The organism is uncultured Clostridium sp., from assembly GCF_900547735.1.
Lineage (GTDB): Bacteria > Bacillota > Clostridia > Lachnospirales > Lachnospiraceae > Otoolea.
This window is the reverse complement of record NZ_URHZ01000013.1, coordinates 43,303-59,304: the sequence shown is the minus strand read 5'-3', so window position 1 is coordinate 59,304 and position 16,002 is coordinate 43,303. Positions and strand designations below refer to the sequence as shown.

Sequence of the window (16,002 nt, the reverse complement as noted above, 5' to 3'; positions counted from 1 at the left end):
GATGGAACGCACAGGCATTATATACGGTATCAACGGTCCCATCGTTTACCTGAAGGGCGATCCGGGCTTTAAAATGAACGAACTGGTCTATGTTGGGACCGAAAAGCTCGTCGGCGAGGTCATCGGCCTCACCAGCGAAAGGACCACCATCGAAGTATATGAGGAAACATCCGGCATCAAACCGGGCGAGCGCGTCAGCGGAAGCGGTTCTCCCGTATCCGTCATCCTGGCCCCCGGCATCCTCACCAATATTTTCGACGGAATCGAACGCCCTCTGACGGAAATCAAGAAAACCGGCGGCGCCTACATCGACCGCGGCGTCAGCGTGGAATCGCTGGACGGCGGCAGACTGTGGGATACCCGCCTTACGGTAAAAAAAGGCGACACACTGTATCAGGGCTCCATCATCGCCGAAGTTCCGGAGACCAGGGCCATTGTCCACAAAGTCATGCTCCCTCCGGGCGTAGAAGGAACGGTAATAGATGTCGTTCCCGACGGCAAATACACGATACACGACCCGCTTGTCACTCTCAGGCGGCAGGACGGCACGGAGCTGAAGCTCCCGATGGCCCAGAAATGGCCGATCCGTATTCCGCGGCCCGTAGGCAAACGCTATCCGGCATCCCGGCCGCTCATCACCGGCCAGCGTATTCTGGATACCCTGTTTCCCCTTGCAAAAGGCGGTACGGCCTGTATCCCCGGTGGGTTCGGTACGGGAAAAACCATGACCCAGCATCAGATTGCCAAGTGGTCCGATGCGGATATTATCATCTATATCGGCTGCGGAGAGCGCGGCAATGAGATGACCCAGGTGCTGGAAGAGTTCCAGGAACTGACCGACCCCCGTTCCGGCAATCCTCTGATGGACCGGACCACCCTGATCGCCAACACCTCCAACATGCCGGTGGCGGCCCGTGAGGCCAGTCTCTACTCGGGACTTACCCTGGCGGAATATTACCGCGATATGGGCTACCACGTTGCGATTATGGCCGACTCCACGTCCCGCTGGGCCGAGGCGCTTAGAGAGCTGTCCGGCCGTCTGGAAGAGATGCCTGCCGAGGAAGGTTTCCCGGCCTATCTGGCATCCCGCCTTTCCGCCTTCTATGAGAGGGCCGGAATGATGCAGAATTTAAACGGTACGGAGGGTTCCGTCTCCATTATCGGCGCGGTTTCCCCGCAGGGCGGAGATTTCTCCGAACCCGTCACCCAGAACACCAAGCGTTTTGTCCGCTGCTTCTGGGGACTCGATAAAAACCTGGCATACGCCAGACATTTCCCGGCCATCCAGTGGCTGACCAGCTATTCGGAGTATCTGACCGACCTGGCTCCCTGGTACACGGAAAACGTGGATAAGCGGTTTATCGACTACAGGAACCAGCTCGTCTATATCCTGACCCAGGAGAACAGCCTGATGGAAATCGTCAAGCTGATCGGAAGCGACGTCCTGCCGGACGATCAGAAACTGGTGCTGGAAATCGCCAAGGTCATCCGCCTCGGCTTTTTACAGCAGAATGCGTTTCATGCCGAGGACACCTGCGTGCCGATGAAAAAGCAGTTTAAGATGATGGAAATCATCCTCTATCTCTTCAAGCGCTGCCGCGCCCTGATAGGAATGGGAATGCCGATGTCCATCTTAAAACAGGATAATATTTTTGAAAAAATCATATCAATCAAATATGACGTTCCCAACAACCGCCTCGATCTTTTTGACGGATACCGCGAGGCAATCGACAAATTCTACGACGACGTCGTGGAGCGGAACGCTTAAGGAGGGACTTTATTATGGCAATTGAATATTTAGGGCTCAGTTCCATTAACGGACCTCTGGTAATACTGGATGGCGTTGAGAATGCCGCTTACGACGAGATCGTGGAGATGAGCGTCGGCGGGCAGGAACGCAAACTCGGAAAAATCATTGAACTTTATGGCGAAAAAGCCATCATACAGGTATTCGAAGGCACGGAAAATATGGCCCTTCGCAATACCCACACCAGACTGACCGGCCATCCGATGGAGATTATCGTCTCAGAGGAGATGCTGGGCCGCACCTTCAACGGAATCGGCCAGCCCATCGACGGACTCGGTCCCGTACCCGGCAACGTCAGGCTGGATGTCAACGGAAAACCGCTTAACCCGGTTTCCAGGGAATATCCGCGAAACTACATCAGGACCGGAATCTCCGCCATCGACGGCCTGACCACCCTGATCCGCGGACAGAAGCTGCCGATTTTCTCCGGCAACGGACTTCCCCACGACCAGCTTGCCGCACAGATCGTACAGCAGGCCTCCCTCGGAGATGACTCCAAAGAGAAATTTGCCATCGTGTTTGCGGCCATGGGCGTGAAATACGAGGTCGGCGACTATTTCCGCCGGACCTTTGAAGAGAGCGGCGTTTCCGATCACGTCGTCACCTTTATCAACCTTGCCAATGATCCCGTCATGGAACGTCTGATCACACCAAAGATCGCCCTGACCACGGCGGAGTATCTGGCATTTGAAAAGCATATGCATATCCTGGTTATCCTGACGGATATGACGTCGTTTGCAGAGGCCATGCGAGAGGTATCCTCCTCTAAGGGAGAGATCCCGTCGCGTAAAGGTTATCCCGGATATCTGTACAGCGAGCTTGCCTCCATTTACGAGCGCGCAGGCATTGTGGCGGGAATCAGCGGCTCCGTTACGCAAATCCCGATTCTGACCATGCCAAATGATGATATCACCCATCCGATCCCCGATCTGACCGGCTATATCACCGAGGGTCAGATTGTTTTAGACCGCGGGCTTCAGGGACAGTCCATCTACCCTCCCGTCAGCGTCCTCCCGTCCCTCTCCCGACTGATGAAGGACGGCATCGGCGAAGGATTTACCAGGGCCGATCACCAGGACGTTGCCAACCAGCTGTTCTCCTGCTACGCCAAAGTCGGCGATGCAAGAGCCCTGGCTTCGGTTATCGGCGAGGACGAATTGTCGCCGATCGATAAATTGTATCTGAAATTCGGTAAAGAGTTTGAGACCCGGTTTATCGGCCAGGATCCCCATGAAAACAGGACCATACTAAAGACACTGGACATCGGCTGGGAACTTCTGGGCATGCTCCCGAGAACGGAACTCGACCGTATCGACACCAAGGTGCTGGATCAGTACTACAAACCGGCCGACAGCGGACAGTAATAAACGCACTGCAGCTCACAGGAGGTATTAATTATGAATCCAAATACATTCCCCACAAAGGGAAACCTCATACTGGCCAAAAATTCCCTGGCTCTGGCAAGCCAGGGTTATGAGCTGATGGATAAAAAGAGGAACATCCTGATCCGGGAGCTGATGGCCCTGATCGACCAGGCCAAAGACATCCAGTCGGAAATCGACGTCACCTTCCAGACCGCCTATAAGTGTCTGCAGAAGGCCAATATCGAGCTGGGAATCAGCTATGTCCAGGAGGCCGGGGAGTCCATCCCGGTTGAGGACTCCATCGAGATAAAGGCCCGCAGCATTATGGGAACGGAGATTCCCCTTGTGCGTTTTCACAAGGCGGAGGGAGAACCTCCTTCCTATGCGTTCTACAGCACAAAAGAATCCCTGGATCAGGCGCGTGCCGCATTCGAACGGGTAAAAGAGCTGACCATCCGGCTGTCCATGGTGGAAAATTCCGCCTACCGCCTGGCCGCCAGCATTAAGAAGACCCAGAAACGCGCCAACGCATTGAAAAATATTACCATCCCGTCCTACAGCAGTCTCGTCCGTAACATTACGAACTCTCTGGAAGAAAAAGACCGTGAAGAATTTACCCGCCTGAAAGTGATTAAGAGGCGGCGCAACTAAAGAGGAGAAACTCCATATGAACCGTAACACACTTTTAATTGTGGATGATGTAGAGATAAACCGCGCCATCCTCCGGAACCTGTTCGAAAAGGACTACAATATTCTGGAGGCTGAAAACGGGGAACAGGCCCTGCTTCTGCTGCACCAGTACCGTGATTCCATCACCGCCTTACTGCTGGACATTATTATGCCGGTCAAAGACGGTTTTGAGGTTATGGCGGACATGAGCAGAGCCGGCCTTTTAAAAAATATCCCTGTCATAATCATCACCGCAGAAGATTCTATGGAGAGCGAAGTCCGCGCCTTTGATCTCGGCGCGTCGGATATTGTAATGAAGCCGTTTGAACCGCATGTCGTCAAGCGGCGGGTACAGAATGCCATAGAGCTGAACCTTCACAGAGAGCACCTTGAAGATCTTGTAGAGCGCCAGGCCATAAAACTGCGCGAATCACAGGACGTCCTGATGGATGCTCTCTCCTCCGTCGTAGAGCACCGGAATGTCGAATCCGGCCAGCATATTCTGCGCATCCGCATGTTTACCAAGATACTGCTTGAAAATATCATGCGCAGCTATCCCGAGTATTCGCTAAATGAACGCATCATCAATGTAATAGCCAGCGCATCGGCGCTTCACGATATCGGAAAAATATCAATCCCCGACGCCATTTTAAACAAACCGGGTCCTCTCACCGCAGAAGAATTCACAATCATGAAAACCCACTCCGAAAAGGGATGTGAAATTCTGGCGGGGCTCGATCGGATGGATGACAGGGAATACCTGCGCTACGCCTACAGAATCTGCCGCTACCATCATGAGCGCTGGGACGGCCGCGGGTATCCCGACGGGCTGAAGGGAGACAGCATCCCGATCTGCGCCCAGGCGGCCGGCATTGCCGACGCCTACGACGCCCTGACGACCGATCGTGTATACAAAAAGGCATTTACCCCTGAAAAAGCGTATACGATGATTCTGAACGGAGAGTGCGGCGCATTTTCACCCAGACTGTTGGAATGCTTCAAAAGCTCAAGGGAACAGTTTGTAGCCCTGACACACAGCTACGCCGACGGCCACTCCCCTAAAATGGACTTAAAAAAACTGGAAACACCGCCTCAGCTTCAGCAGACGGAGGAACAGGATACCCAGCAGTTCGGCCAGATGAAATATTCCGCCATGCTGCGCTGCCTCGGCGCCACGGTCATGGAAGTTGATCTGAGCTCGGAAATCTACCATCTGGTATATATGGCCAGCGAAGACTTCGACACACTGCGCCACGGTGACAATTACCGTGACTCCCTTCACAACTTCATCGAAAAATCCGTACATCCGGACGACAGGGCCATTGTATCGAGTTCAAGTGCGGAATACATACACGATTTTGTCGACAACGGCCTGCTCAAACGCACCAGAAAATACCGGGTGCTCCACCGCGCCACTGGGACTTACCTCTGGTATGAAGCGGTCATCCTCCGCGTAAATATCCAGTCCCCTCATTCCCACAGAATTCTGATTGTCTGGAAAGAGACGGGCATCGAGGCGCAAAAACCGCCGTGCCAAAAAGACAATTCCAAGGAGATTGACGCCATCCAGAACCTGATGGTCGCCATCAGCCAGTGTGTCAATGACCGCTGGTTCACGATACGTGACGTCAATCAGGGTTTCCTGAATCTGCTGGGGTATACGCGCGAAGAGATCCGCGACCGGTTTCACAGCCGCTACGTTGCCATGATCCATCCCGACGACAGGGAATCGGTAACAACGCGTTTTAAGGAACAGCTCCTGGCCGGACAGTCTATTGAACTGGAATACCGTGTCACGGCAAAGGACGGCCGCATTATCTGGGTTTTGGATAAATGCCGTCTATCCGTCGACGAAGACGGAACAGAGTACTTAAACTGCGTCCTGACCGACATGACCCAGGTAATGCAGGCCCAGGAAGCGCTCCGGCTGACCATGGAACGTCATCAGATTATCCTTGATCAGACCAATGACATTATTTTTGAATGGGACATTACAGGAAACTCTATTAACTATTCGCCCAACTGGGAGAAAAAGTTTGGTTATCAACCGGCTGCCGAGAGTGTGCGCACACAGATTCCGCAGGCCTCCCACTTTTTCCCGGATGATATTCCGAAGTTCCTTGCTCTGCTTAACAATATTGAAACCGGCAGTCCCTATGGCGAGACTGAACTGCGCATCGCCAATTCGGCAGGCCGCTATATCTGGTGCCGTGTGCGCGCGACCGCCCAGTTCGACCGCTCCGGCGCTCCCATTAAAGCGGTCGGAGTGATACTCGATATCGACGCCGAAAAACGCCGGACACAGGAACTGACCGATAAAGCGGAGCGGGATGCGCTGACCGGACTGTATAACAAGAGCGCCGGATGGCGTAAAATACAGTACCTGCTGGATAACCACAGCCAGGAGGAGCGATCGGCCATGATGATCATTGATCTGGATAACTTCAAGCAGATCAATGACTCTTACGGCCACATGTTCGGCGATGCCGTGCTGACGGAGATCTCTTCCCAGCTTCTGCGTCTGTTCCGCTCAAAAGATATTGTGGCCCGGATTGGCGGGGATGAATTTCTCGTGTTCGTCTACAACTTTTCCGACGTACCGGCCATACAGGCGCGCGCCCGGAGAGTCATCGAGGCCTTTCACAACTGCCTCACCGAGGAATTGCAGGATACGCGCCTTTCCTGCAGCATCGGCATCTCCTGTTTCCCGGACGACGGCACAGATTACCAGACGCTGTTCCAGGCCTGCGACCAGGCGCTTTACCATGCCAAACTGCAGGGTAAAGACCGGTTTTCCATGTTTGACAAGTCGGTTGTTACAAACGCATTCCTTCGTAACTCGGGACAGGGCATGACGGCCAGCACCCGGATCGAGTCGGATGACTCCCCAAACCTGGTCACATACGGCATTATCCAGCAGGCATTTAAAATGCTCTATGCCGCCGGAGACCTGGAGGTGGCGATCTATTCCATCCTTGAAATGGTCGGCCGCAAATATAATGTCAGCCGTGTCTATATTTTCGAGGAATTTGGTGACGGCTTCTGCTGCGCCAATACCTTTGAATGGTGCAATGAAGGGATCTCTCCCGAGATCGCCAATCTGCAGCATGTTGTCTATGACTCTTATCTGGACGGAAAGTACAGCGATCTCTTTAATGAAAACGGAGTTTTTTACTGCCCCGATATCTCTGTGCTGCCGCCCGGACTTGGTGAGATGTTAAATGCCCAGGGGATACAGTCCCTGCTGCAGTGCGCAATCCGCAATGACGGCCGTTTCTCGGGCTTTGTGGGCTTTGACGACTGCAGTGAAAAACGGATCTGGACGCAGGCTCAGATCGACGCTCTGACCTTTATTTCAGAGCTTTTATCCACCTTCCTGTTAAAAATGCGCGCCCAGGACCGGGCGGTGACTATGGCTGAAAACCTCCAGATGCTGCTCGATAACCAGAACTCCTGGATCTATGTGATTGATCCGGACACCTATGCGCTCAAATACATCAACGCAAAGACCCGCGCGCTTGCACCCGAGTCGGCGCTGGGCTCTCCCTGCTATGAGGCATTCTTTAATCATAAAGAGCCGTGTAAACGCTGTCCTGCCCGCGATATCCGTACGACGATTAACCGCACGATGGAAGTGTTCAACCCGTTACTCAATGTCTGGTCACTGGCGGACGCCTCCTTTATCCATTGGGAATCAGGGGATGCCTGTCTCCTTTCCTGCCATGACATCACGCCGTATATGGAAGGAAAAAATATAGACAGCGACGTTAAAGAGTCAGAATAGAAAACTCTGCGGTATGTTTTTCACATTCCGGCAGGATAAAAAGAAAGAATCAGATGGGCCAATTGGAGCGGCTTAATACTGCCGCCTCAATTGGCCCACTTTTTTACCGGTGGCGCACCGGCCTGATATATTTCCAAAACTGTTCCGGATTATGATAGAAATAAAATAATCTGCCGGGAGTGTCCGTATCAAAGGAGTATCCGGTGCCATCGAAATCAAACTCCGCCATGGCCTTTTCAATTTTTTCTTCCACACTGCGGTTTTCCTGCTCATAATCGAACGGCCCGTGTTCAAAAACGACATACTCGGCTTCGGGTACATCCGTCAGAATCATCTGAGGCGGCACTTCGCCCTTATAATCGGCGGGAAGACGCGCGCCGAAGCACTCCGTACGCGGAAATCCCCAGTCGCAGAGCCTGCCCTCCGGATCATTCATATACGCCATAATCTGTCCGCTGCCGCTGTTTGCCTCGCTCCCGCCGTCATCACCCAGTTTGCCCTTAATGCTGTCGAGCAGTCCGCAGATCGTCTCGTAGTCCTGCCCCGGAATGCGGCTCTGCTTTTCCCAGAAATCCCAATATCCGTTGCTCTCATAATTCTTAATATACAGAAATTTATGTGCGGGGATAGTAACAAAATACGTTTTAATATCTTCGTCCGGTCTTATCATGCCAATCTCTCCAAATCCTAAAAAGTAGCGGTCGAAAAGGTTGATTTTTGTACGGAGGACAACAGGCCTTGGCTTTTTACGGTATTCGCTCGGCGTCACGCCGTATGTTCCCTTAAAAGCTCTTGTAAAAGCTTCATGTGATGAAAAACCATAGTCAAAAGCAATATCCAAAATGCTTTTCTCACTGTCCCGGATCTCCTTTAACGCAAAGGCCAGTCTTCTGAGCCTCAAATAATCCCGAAACTGCATCCCCGATATTTCTTTAAATTTTCTTGTGGTGTAAAATTCGGAGTACCCCAGCTTTCTGGAAAGGAAACGCAGCGTTAAAGCTTCGTCGTTATAATTCTTAATACACCGGTCAATTTCATCCACGATTATCTGTATCTGCTTCTGCCACTCGTACATTCGTCTGTTCTCCCTGTTTCAACTGCTCTGCGTTTATTATAATGGAACGGGAAAGCTGCCGCTTGATTTTACTTGCTGAGATTCTTTTCTTCCCCGGATATAACGTACATAAAGTACTTCAGGAACTATTATAGACTGTGCTGCTGCCAATCCATACATCATTTTCTAAAACGCCGTAAGTGCTTGGGCATTTTCTATACCATTCTCTTCCCCTCCACGTAAAAAAACGCTTGTGCACTCCCGGAGCTTCAAGTTAATGAATTCCTCCGGACGGGCACAAGCGCCTCTTTCATTTAATTTATCCCTGCTGCTTTTTACATCGAAAGTTCCATACGCTCTATAATGTGATCCTGATAAACCTCATCCAGCTCCACAAAATATCCGCTCCATCCCCAGACCCTGACAATCAGGTTCCTGTAATTTTCGGGATGTTTTTTAGCGTCCAGCATCTTATCGCGGTTGACCGCATTAATCTGCATCTGGTGGCCTCCCATGTCCATGAAGCTCTTTACAAACATGGCAACCTTGCGGATGCTGTCATCGTTACGGAACAGCGTATCATGAAGCTCTATGGTCAGCGGTCCGCCGTTGGCAACCCGTACCAGGTGCGGCTTGGCAAAGGATTTAATGATGGATACCGGACCGTCCAGGCGGGTAAACAGGCTTGGCGAGTAGTTGCAGGCCAGGGATTCTCCTTTCCTTCTTCCGTCGGGAGTCGTCACTTCGTCCTTTGCATGCCAGATATAGTACATGGCCGAACCGGTTCCTGCCCGGAAAATGCCGCCCCTGTCATTCTTTTTCCCTTCCAGGGAATCGGCGAACCAGTCCAGAAGCGTCACGGCGAGACCGTCCACCCGGTCATCGTCATTGCCCATCTTCGGAGCCTCATAGCGGAGCATATTCTGCACCGTCTCATATCCCTTAAAGTCAACGGCAAGCATCTCATTAAGCTCTTTCGCGGTAAATTTCCGCTCTTCAAACACGTATTTCCTGATGACGGCCAGAGAGTCCACTGCGGTGGAGAGGCCGGTGCCGTGGAAGCCGTAATTGTTGTACTTGTTGCCCTTCGACACATCGCGGCCCGTGCTGATGCAGTCCTTCATCATCAGGCTCATAAGCGGCGCAGGTTCCATATAAACATCCTTAACCCCGGCGATCAGTTCGTCCGCCTGAGCCATGATTTTCTCCCTTACAAACTCCATGAATTCCTCAAATGTACTGCATTCCGGCAGTTTTTCCATGCTGGAAATCACCGCATGGGCAAAGGACAGGCCATTGATATTGGGAATATCCATTCCGGTTCCCGGTATAATAAATTCCCAGCAGGCGGCAACCACGTAATTATAAGCGTCCTCCTCCTCATATCCCCAGCGTTTCAGGGCAGGCACAATCACATCGTCATTGGCATACTGCGGAAATCCCAGTCCCTGTTTGGTCAGGCGGGTGCCTTTTTCATACATATCGAGAGGCGTATTCTTATTTACCCTGAGATTGATTTTAGGGTCGATCAGTTTCAGTTCCAGGCTGGCCTGAAGGCAGAGAGCAGAAAGTTCATTATAGCTCTCCGTGCCGTCCGGATTCAATCCTCCAAGAACAATGCTCTGTCCGTTGTCCCCCTGCTGCATCCCTGTATAGAGATCACTGTCCTTATTGCAGGAGATAAAGAATTCCTCCACCAGCTCCAGGGCCTGCTCGCTGTCAATCAGCCCGCTCTCCATATCTTTTTTAAAATAGGGATACATGTACTGGTCAAACCGGCCAAAGGTATTGTGATAGTTAAAACTGCACCACAGGCAGTAATGGATCAGACGGAGAAACTGGAGCGCTTCCCTGAAATTTTCCGCCCCTTTGGAGGGGATTCTTTCAAATACCTTTGCCGCTTCTGTGTTTCCGACGCGCACGGCCTCTTCCCTGTACCTCCCTGCAAATTCTTCAATCAGGTTAAGAACCGTCATCAGCGCATCCAGATATTCTTTTTTATCCTGTGAAAGCTCCGGTTCTCCCAGGGCCTCCCTGATTTCCTCCCGCTTTTTGTCAAAACCGGCGTCAATCAGCATGCTGTATGAGGGGTTAATATTGCACACCTTCCCCTGCTCGTGGATATAATGCTCTTTTTTTATCTCTTCATATTCCCGTTCCGTAAAGATTTCCGGCACTGTGGTTCTCGTGCGGAGCAGGACAATTTTTTCATCGGGATATACGATCGGACGCTCCTCTTTCAGCATAAAGGCCAGTCTTCTCACCGCCCGTTCAAGATCCGGGAGCCCTTCCTCCTCAAAACCGGCTGCAAGGGCCCTCGGGTCTTCCGGAGTGTCGCGGTATTTTTTCTGATCCTTTTCTACGATAAAACGTTCCAGCAATTTTTCTATATATGCTGTCATCTTTTCCTCCTAACTTCATCGGTAACCGCTGTCCGGTCTACATCTTACGGCAGCAGATTCCCGCATTTTCAAAAGCCGATGTCTCAAGGACCGGTTCCCTGTCGACATCAAAATCCGGGGCGTAGGCGCGCCCCACCATGCCATATTTGGCCCCTGCCGTTTTGTGATAGGGTAGAAGTTCCACCATCTCCAGGTTTTCGGCTCCTTTTAAAAGCTCCGCCGTCAGACGGTAGTTTTCCTCTGTATCATTGACCCCGGGAATGACAGGAATCCGGATCCGGAACGGTTTCCCGCTTTTCTTAACCTGTTCAAGATTCTCAAGGATCATCCGGTTGCTCACTCCGGTGTAAATCTTATGTTTCTCATTATCCGCAATCTTGATATCCATGATGATATAATCCAGCTCATCCATGATATTCTTAAAAATATCGTTCCTGCAGTATCCGCTTGTTTCAACCGCACGGTGCATTGTGCGCAGTTCTTTCAGACAATTCAGAAGAAATTCCGGCTGTCCCGTCGGCTCCCCGCCGGAAAAGGTAACCCCTCCGCCCTGCATTTCCAGGTATTCCCGGTCACGCAGCAGCTTTCCGGTCAGCTCTTCCACCGTCATGCGCTCCCCGCAGATCTTTCTAAGCCGCGCCGGGCAGGCTCTGACACAGTCTCCGCAGAGAATACAGCCGTCCGGGTGCTTACAGACCAGGCGGCAGCTCCCGCAGTCCGTACAGCCGTTTGGCGACACCATAAGCTGTGGTTCAAACGACAGCCCCTCCGGGTTGTGGCACCACATGCAGCGCAGAGGACAGCCCTTTAAAAACACGGTGGTTCTGATGCCCGGTCCGTCAAATACCGCAAATTGCTTTATATCAAATATTACGCCCGTTTTTTCCATTCCGTCTTTAAATCTCCAGTTCCATTACCTCATCCGCCTTAAGTCCGCACTTATAACAGTCATTGGCATAGGTTCTCTGAGGCAGCATCACCAGGGAGTGGATCGGATGATTTCCGGCCGGATACGGTGCGTAGTGCCATACGCCGGGATGGATGTAAACCGCGGTCCCGGAAGGCACAAAAAATGCCTCCAGCGTCTCCGCCTGCGGGTACGGGTCCGCGGTCGCGGGTCCAACGCAGATACAGGTGTCTCCATCCAAACTCAGAAAACATTCTCCTGTACCGGAGTGGAACTCCAGCACATCCACGATCATTTTCATCGGCTCCACCGCCGTCACGGACAGTGAAAGTGTCTCATTGCCTCCAAGGGGCATCATATCCCTGTAAAACCGGATCGGTTTCTCGCCGATACAGGGAGAAGACGGAGACAGAAGATTCACGCATCTTCCATAAACGGAAAAATCGCTGTCCAATATATTTTTAACCATCAGTTTTTTCATTTTTAAGCTCCTTTCGCATGGCCCGTCAAATTGTATATGATAAAATCGTTTCCTGCTGGAAATCTTCCCGCACGGTCAGCTCCGCAGAGATGGTTCCGCGTCTCATCACATAAATCCTGTCGCTCATGCCAATCAGTTCCGGCAGTTCGGAGGATATCATAAGAATGGCAACGCCCTTTTTCGCCAGATCGTCGATAATCTGATAAATTTCCGACTTCGCATTGACATCGATACCCCTTGTCGGTTCATCCAGTATCAGCAGGGCCGGATGGCTGGCCAGCCATTTCGCCAGGGCCACCTTCTGCTGGTTCCCGCCGCTCAGCGTGTTGGCAAGCTGATGGCCGGACGTGCATACGATATTCAGTTCCTTTATTTTTTCCTCGGATACTTCGTGCTCCTGTCCCCTCTTTATAAACCCGTTCTTAAACATTTCCGACAGGGAGGCCAGGGTAATATTCTGTTCAATATCCATCCGGAGAACCAGACCTTCAATCTTGCGGTCCTCGGTCAGGTACATCAGTCCCTTTTTAATCATCTCTTTTGGTGCCGGTTTTGTTACCGCCTCGCCCTTATAGACAATCTTACCGCCGTAGAATTTGCGTGCGCCGAAAATACTCTTGGCCACTTCCGTCCTTCCGGCTCCCACCAGTCCTCCGATTCCCACAACCTCGCCTTTTTTCACATAGAGACTCAGAGGTTCGGTGTTCGGAGCGATTTTAAGGTTCTCCACTCTGAGGATTTCCTCGTCCTGCGGCACGTGGGCGCAGGTATACATCTGGTTTAAAGTTCTTCCGACCATCATGCCGATTACCTTGTCATGGCTGAACTCCGCCATATCAATCGTTCCGACATAGCAGCCGTCGCGGAGCACCGTCAGCCTGTCCCCAATCTCTTTTAACTCCTCGAAACGGTGGGAAATATAGATAATACTGATTCCCTGTTTCTTCATATCCCTGATAATTTCAAACAGATGGTCAATCTCAGCCTGCGTCAGGCTGGCCGTCGGCTCATCCATGATAATAATCTTCGAATCATAGGAAATGGCCTTTACAATTTCCACAATCTGCTGCTGCGCCGTGGAAAGGTTGCGCACAAGAATTTGAGGATCAATGTCAAATCCCAGTTTCATCAGCATCTTCCGGCTCTGGGCATACATCTCCTTCTTGTTGCTGAAAATATTTCCCTTGCCCGTGATTTCCCTTCCCAGGAACAGGTTCTCCGCAACGCTCAGGTTCGGGCACAGGTTGAGTTCCTGATGGATAAAGCCGACGCCCATTGCCTCGGCCTGCCTTGGGTTGGAGAAGTTTACATTCTGCCCGAACAGCTCCATTTCCCCTCCGTCCTGGGGAATAATGCCTCCCAGAATTTTCATCAGGGTGGATTTGCCGGCGCCGTTTTCACCAATCAGGATATGCACCTCCGACTCATACATGTCAAAATGCACGTCATCCAGAATCTTTACATCCGTCCCCCGAATCGGTTTTCCGTAGGCGTCAAAAATATATTTTGTTATATGATCCATTCTTAAAATGGTTTTGCTCATCTGATCGACTCCTTACAGCTTTCTGTTCTTGACATTCTCAAAAACAATCGCAGCTAAAATGATGATTCCCATGATTGCGTCATAGAGATAGTAAGCCGCATTCATCAGGTTGATACAGTTACCGATTACCTTGATGGTCATGACGCCGAAGAGCGCGCCCACAACGGAGCCGACTCCGCCGAACAGGCTGGCGCCTCCAAGCACCGCTCCCGTAATGACTTCGAACGTATAATTTCCGCCGCCCATGGTCGGCTGGGCACAGTTAACGTCGATGGAAAGAAGGATTCCCACGAGGCTGGCGAGCACTGCACAGTTTACATAAACCAGCACGTTGATTTTCGCCGTCGCCACGCCGCTCAGACGGCTGGCCGGTTCACTGAGTCCGAATGCCGACAGATTCCTGCCGAATGTGGACATATGTAATATGTAAAAAAATACGAGACAGATTACTGCGGTAATCACTACCGTTGTATTAACTCCAAGCACCTCTGTTTTACCGATTGCCAGAAATCCCTTTGGCAGACGGTTTACCGATTCGCCGTGGCTTACAATTTCTGCTATTCCATAAATGATGTATCCGGTTCCTAGGGTTGTGATAAATGCCGGCACTTTAATGGCCTGCACACAGAAACCATTGATAAGGCCGATGACCACTCCGACTCCCAAAGTGATGAGAATCGCCGGCAGATACGCCATTTCATGAGTCTTTACCAGCATGCCGACGATCGTGGAGCTGAGTCCTATCGTATAGCCGAGCGACAGATCGATGCCGCCGGTCATCAGTACCATCGTCATACCGATACAGGCAATAACCGGAATGGCCGACTGCTTGATAATCAGAAGAAAGTTGTTCACAGAAGCAAATCTGGGAACAAATATGGCAGCCGCGATGCAGAGAATTGCAAAAACAACAACGCTGCCATTCTTCTTCACAAACATCCTCAGCGCCTGTTTATTATTTTCCATAGTTTTTTGTTCTTTACCCATTTTTCTTCCCTTCGCAATAAATATTAGAATACCTTGGCAGCCTCTATCTTCCGGTTACGGCTGTAAATGGATACGGCCACAATCACGATGATAATAAATCCAATCACCAGGTTCTGGTAGAACGGATGAAGTCCGTAAAGGTTCAGGCCGTTCCTCAGGAAACCGATGAGAAGGGCGCCTACGAGAGACAGATAAACCTTGCCTTCCCCGCCTGCCATGTTGACGCCGCCGATAACACAGGCCGCAACGGCATCGAGCTGATAAGTTCCTCCCTGTGTCGGGTGGACCGTATTCATCTGCGCGCTCAGGAGGATCCCCGCCACCGCTGCACAGAAACCGGAAAATGCAAAGACAAAATAGTTGATTTTCGCAGTGCTGATTCCCTGCTGCTTCACAACCATATCATTGCCGCCGAGGGCATAGATGTAAGTTCCCAGGCGGGTCCGTCCCATAATCAGGGCCGACACGATACAGAAGATAAATGTAATATAATTAGAAATTGGCATTCCTAAGAGTGTTCCGTTTCCGATATTGACATATTCTTTCGGGAAGCCGCCCAGGGAGCCGCCTCCATTTAACATAAGGGCAATTCCGCTTGCCACCTGTCCAACCACCAGAGTTGTAATAAAAGCCGGCACTTCCAGTTTTTCAACCATAACGCCGTTAAACCATCCCATCAGGGCGCCCGCCAGTAAACCAGCGGCAATCGAAAGCCATATCGGGCATCCGCCCTTCATCATTAATCCGCTTATCATAGCGCAGCATGCAATAATTCCGCCGACCGACAGGTCGATTCCCTTAACAATGATAACCATGGTCATACCGTAAGACACCAGTGAGACAATGGAACTCTGTCTTATTACATTAAAAATGTTTCTGACTGTAAGATAGTTTGGAATCTGCGACCCAACAATTAAAAAAAGTAAGACTGCACCAATGATAAGCATTGTTTTCTTTGAAATTCTCAGATTTTTATCCTTCACTACTCCCATACCTTTCCTGAT

At 51.2% G+C, this 16,002-nt stretch carries 11 protein-coding genes; 4 read left to right on the top strand and 7 right to left on the bottom strand.

Annotated elements, in window-relative coordinates; translation table 11 throughout:
• Position 1 precedes the first annotated feature (1 nt).
• Genes QZT18_RS06170 through QZT18_RS06155 form a run of 4 tightly spaced genes read left to right on the top strand, consistent with a single transcriptional unit; the run spans position 2 to position 7,624 of the window.
• Positions 2–1,768 carry a V-type ATP synthase subunit A gene (locus QZT18_RS06170; RefSeq protein WP_294145636.1) on the top strand — a complete coding sequence of 589 codons (1,767 nt, stop codon included), beginning with the start codon at positions 2–4 and terminating at the stop codon, positions 1,766–1,768.
• A 14-nt stretch (positions 1,769–1,782) separates the two neighbouring features.
• Entirely contained in the window at positions 1,783–3,171 is a 1,389-nt protein-coding gene (locus QZT18_RS06165; RefSeq protein ID WP_227031394.1) for a V-type ATP synthase subunit B, read from the top strand.
• Positions 3,172–3,204: 33 nt separating this feature from the next.
• Complete coding sequence (locus QZT18_RS06160; RefSeq protein ID WP_294145629.1) at positions 3,205–3,822, top strand: V-type ATP synthase subunit D; 618 nt, start codon at positions 3,205–3,207, stop codon at positions 3,820–3,822.
• A gap of 16 nt (positions 3,823–3,838) precedes the next feature.
• Positions 3,839–7,624, top strand: coding sequence for a diguanylate cyclase domain-containing protein (locus tag QZT18_RS06155; RefSeq protein ID WP_294145627.1), 3,786 nt, complete (start codon positions 3,839–3,841; stop codon positions 7,622–7,624).
• A 103-nt stretch (positions 7,625–7,727) separates the two neighbouring features.
• Here the strand turns inward: QZT18_RS06155 and QZT18_RS06150 are convergent, their stop codons facing one another.
• The 7 genes from QZT18_RS06150 to QZT18_RS06120 all read right to left on the bottom strand — a co-directional run bounded on the left by QZT18_RS06150 (position 7,728) and on the right by QZT18_RS06120 (position 15,990).
• Positions 7,728–8,699, bottom strand: a complete 972-nt coding sequence (locus tag QZT18_RS06150) for a helix-turn-helix transcriptional regulator (RefSeq protein ID WP_294145625.1) — start codon at positions 8,697–8,699, stop codon at positions 7,728–7,730.
• 314 nt (positions 8,700–9,013) lie between these two features.
• Positions 9,014–11,080, bottom strand: coding sequence for a pyruvate formate lyase family protein (locus QZT18_RS06145; RefSeq protein WP_294145623.1), 2,067 nt, complete (start codon positions 11,078–11,080; stop codon positions 9,014–9,016).
• 37 nt (positions 11,081–11,117) lie between these two features.
• Positions 11,118–11,969: a glycyl-radical enzyme activating protein gene (locus QZT18_RS06140; RefSeq protein WP_294145622.1), complete on the bottom strand. Its 852-nt coding sequence runs from the start codon at positions 11,967–11,969 to the stop codon at positions 11,118–11,120.
• Positions 11,970–11,976: 7 nt separating this feature from the next.
• Entirely contained in the window at positions 11,977–12,468 is a 492-nt protein-coding gene (locus QZT18_RS06135) for an ureidoglycolate lyase (protein WP_294145621.1), read from the bottom strand.
• Positions 12,469–12,493: 25 nt separating this feature from the next.
• Entirely contained in the window at positions 12,494–14,011 is a 1,518-nt protein-coding gene (locus QZT18_RS06130) for a sugar ABC transporter ATP-binding protein (RefSeq protein ID WP_294145619.1), read from the bottom strand.
• A gap of 12 nt (positions 14,012–14,023) precedes the next feature.
• Positions 14,024–14,998 carry an ABC transporter permease gene (locus tag QZT18_RS06125; RefSeq protein ID WP_294145617.1) on the bottom strand — a complete coding sequence of 325 codons (975 nt, stop codon included), beginning with the start codon at positions 14,996–14,998 and terminating at the stop codon, positions 14,024–14,026.
• A gap of 23 nt (positions 14,999–15,021) precedes the next feature.
• Entirely contained in the window at positions 15,022–15,990 is a 969-nt protein-coding gene (locus QZT18_RS06120; protein ID WP_164516787.1) for an ABC transporter permease, read from the bottom strand.
• Positions 15,991–16,002: the final 12 nt, after the last annotated feature.

Bases quoted from the DNA above. Each gene is read 5' to 3' on its own strand.
- QZT18_RS06170 (WP_294145636.1), top strand. From the start codon at position 2: ATGGAACGCACAGGCATTATATACGGTATCAACGGTCCCATCGTTTAC.
- QZT18_RS06165 (WP_227031394.1), top strand. From the start codon at position 1,783: ATGGCAATTGAATATTTAGGGCTCAGTTCCATTAACGGACCTCTGGTA.
- QZT18_RS06160 (WP_294145629.1), top strand. From the start codon at position 3,205: ATGAATCCAAATACATTCCCCACAAAGGGAAACCTCATACTGGCCAAA.
- QZT18_RS06155 (WP_294145627.1), top strand. From the start codon at position 3,839: ATGAACCGTAACACACTTTTAATTGTGGATGATGTAGAGATAAACCGC.
- QZT18_RS06150 (WP_294145625.1), bottom strand. From the start codon at position 8,699: ATGTACGAGTGGCAGAAGCAGATACAGATAATCGTGGATGAAATTGAC.
- QZT18_RS06145 (WP_294145623.1), bottom strand. From the start codon at position 11,080: ATGACAGCATATATAGAAAAATTGCTGGAACGTTTTATCGTAGAAAAG.
- QZT18_RS06140 (WP_294145622.1), bottom strand. From the start codon at position 11,969: ATGGAAAAAACGGGCGTAATATTTGATATAAAGCAATTTGCGGTATTT.
- QZT18_RS06135 (WP_294145621.1), bottom strand. From the start codon at position 12,468: ATGAAAAAACTGATGGTTAAAAATATATTGGACAGCGATTTTTCCGTT.
- QZT18_RS06130 (WP_294145619.1), bottom strand. From the start codon at position 14,011: ATGAGCAAAACCATTTTAAGAATGGATCATATAACAAAATATATTTTT.
- QZT18_RS06125 (WP_294145617.1), bottom strand. From the start codon at position 14,998: ATGGGTAAAGAACAAAAAACTATGGAAAATAATAAACAGGCGCTGAGG.
- QZT18_RS06120 (WP_164516787.1), bottom strand. From the start codon at position 15,990: ATGGGAGTAGTGAAGGATAAAAATCTGAGAATTTCAAAGAAAACAATG.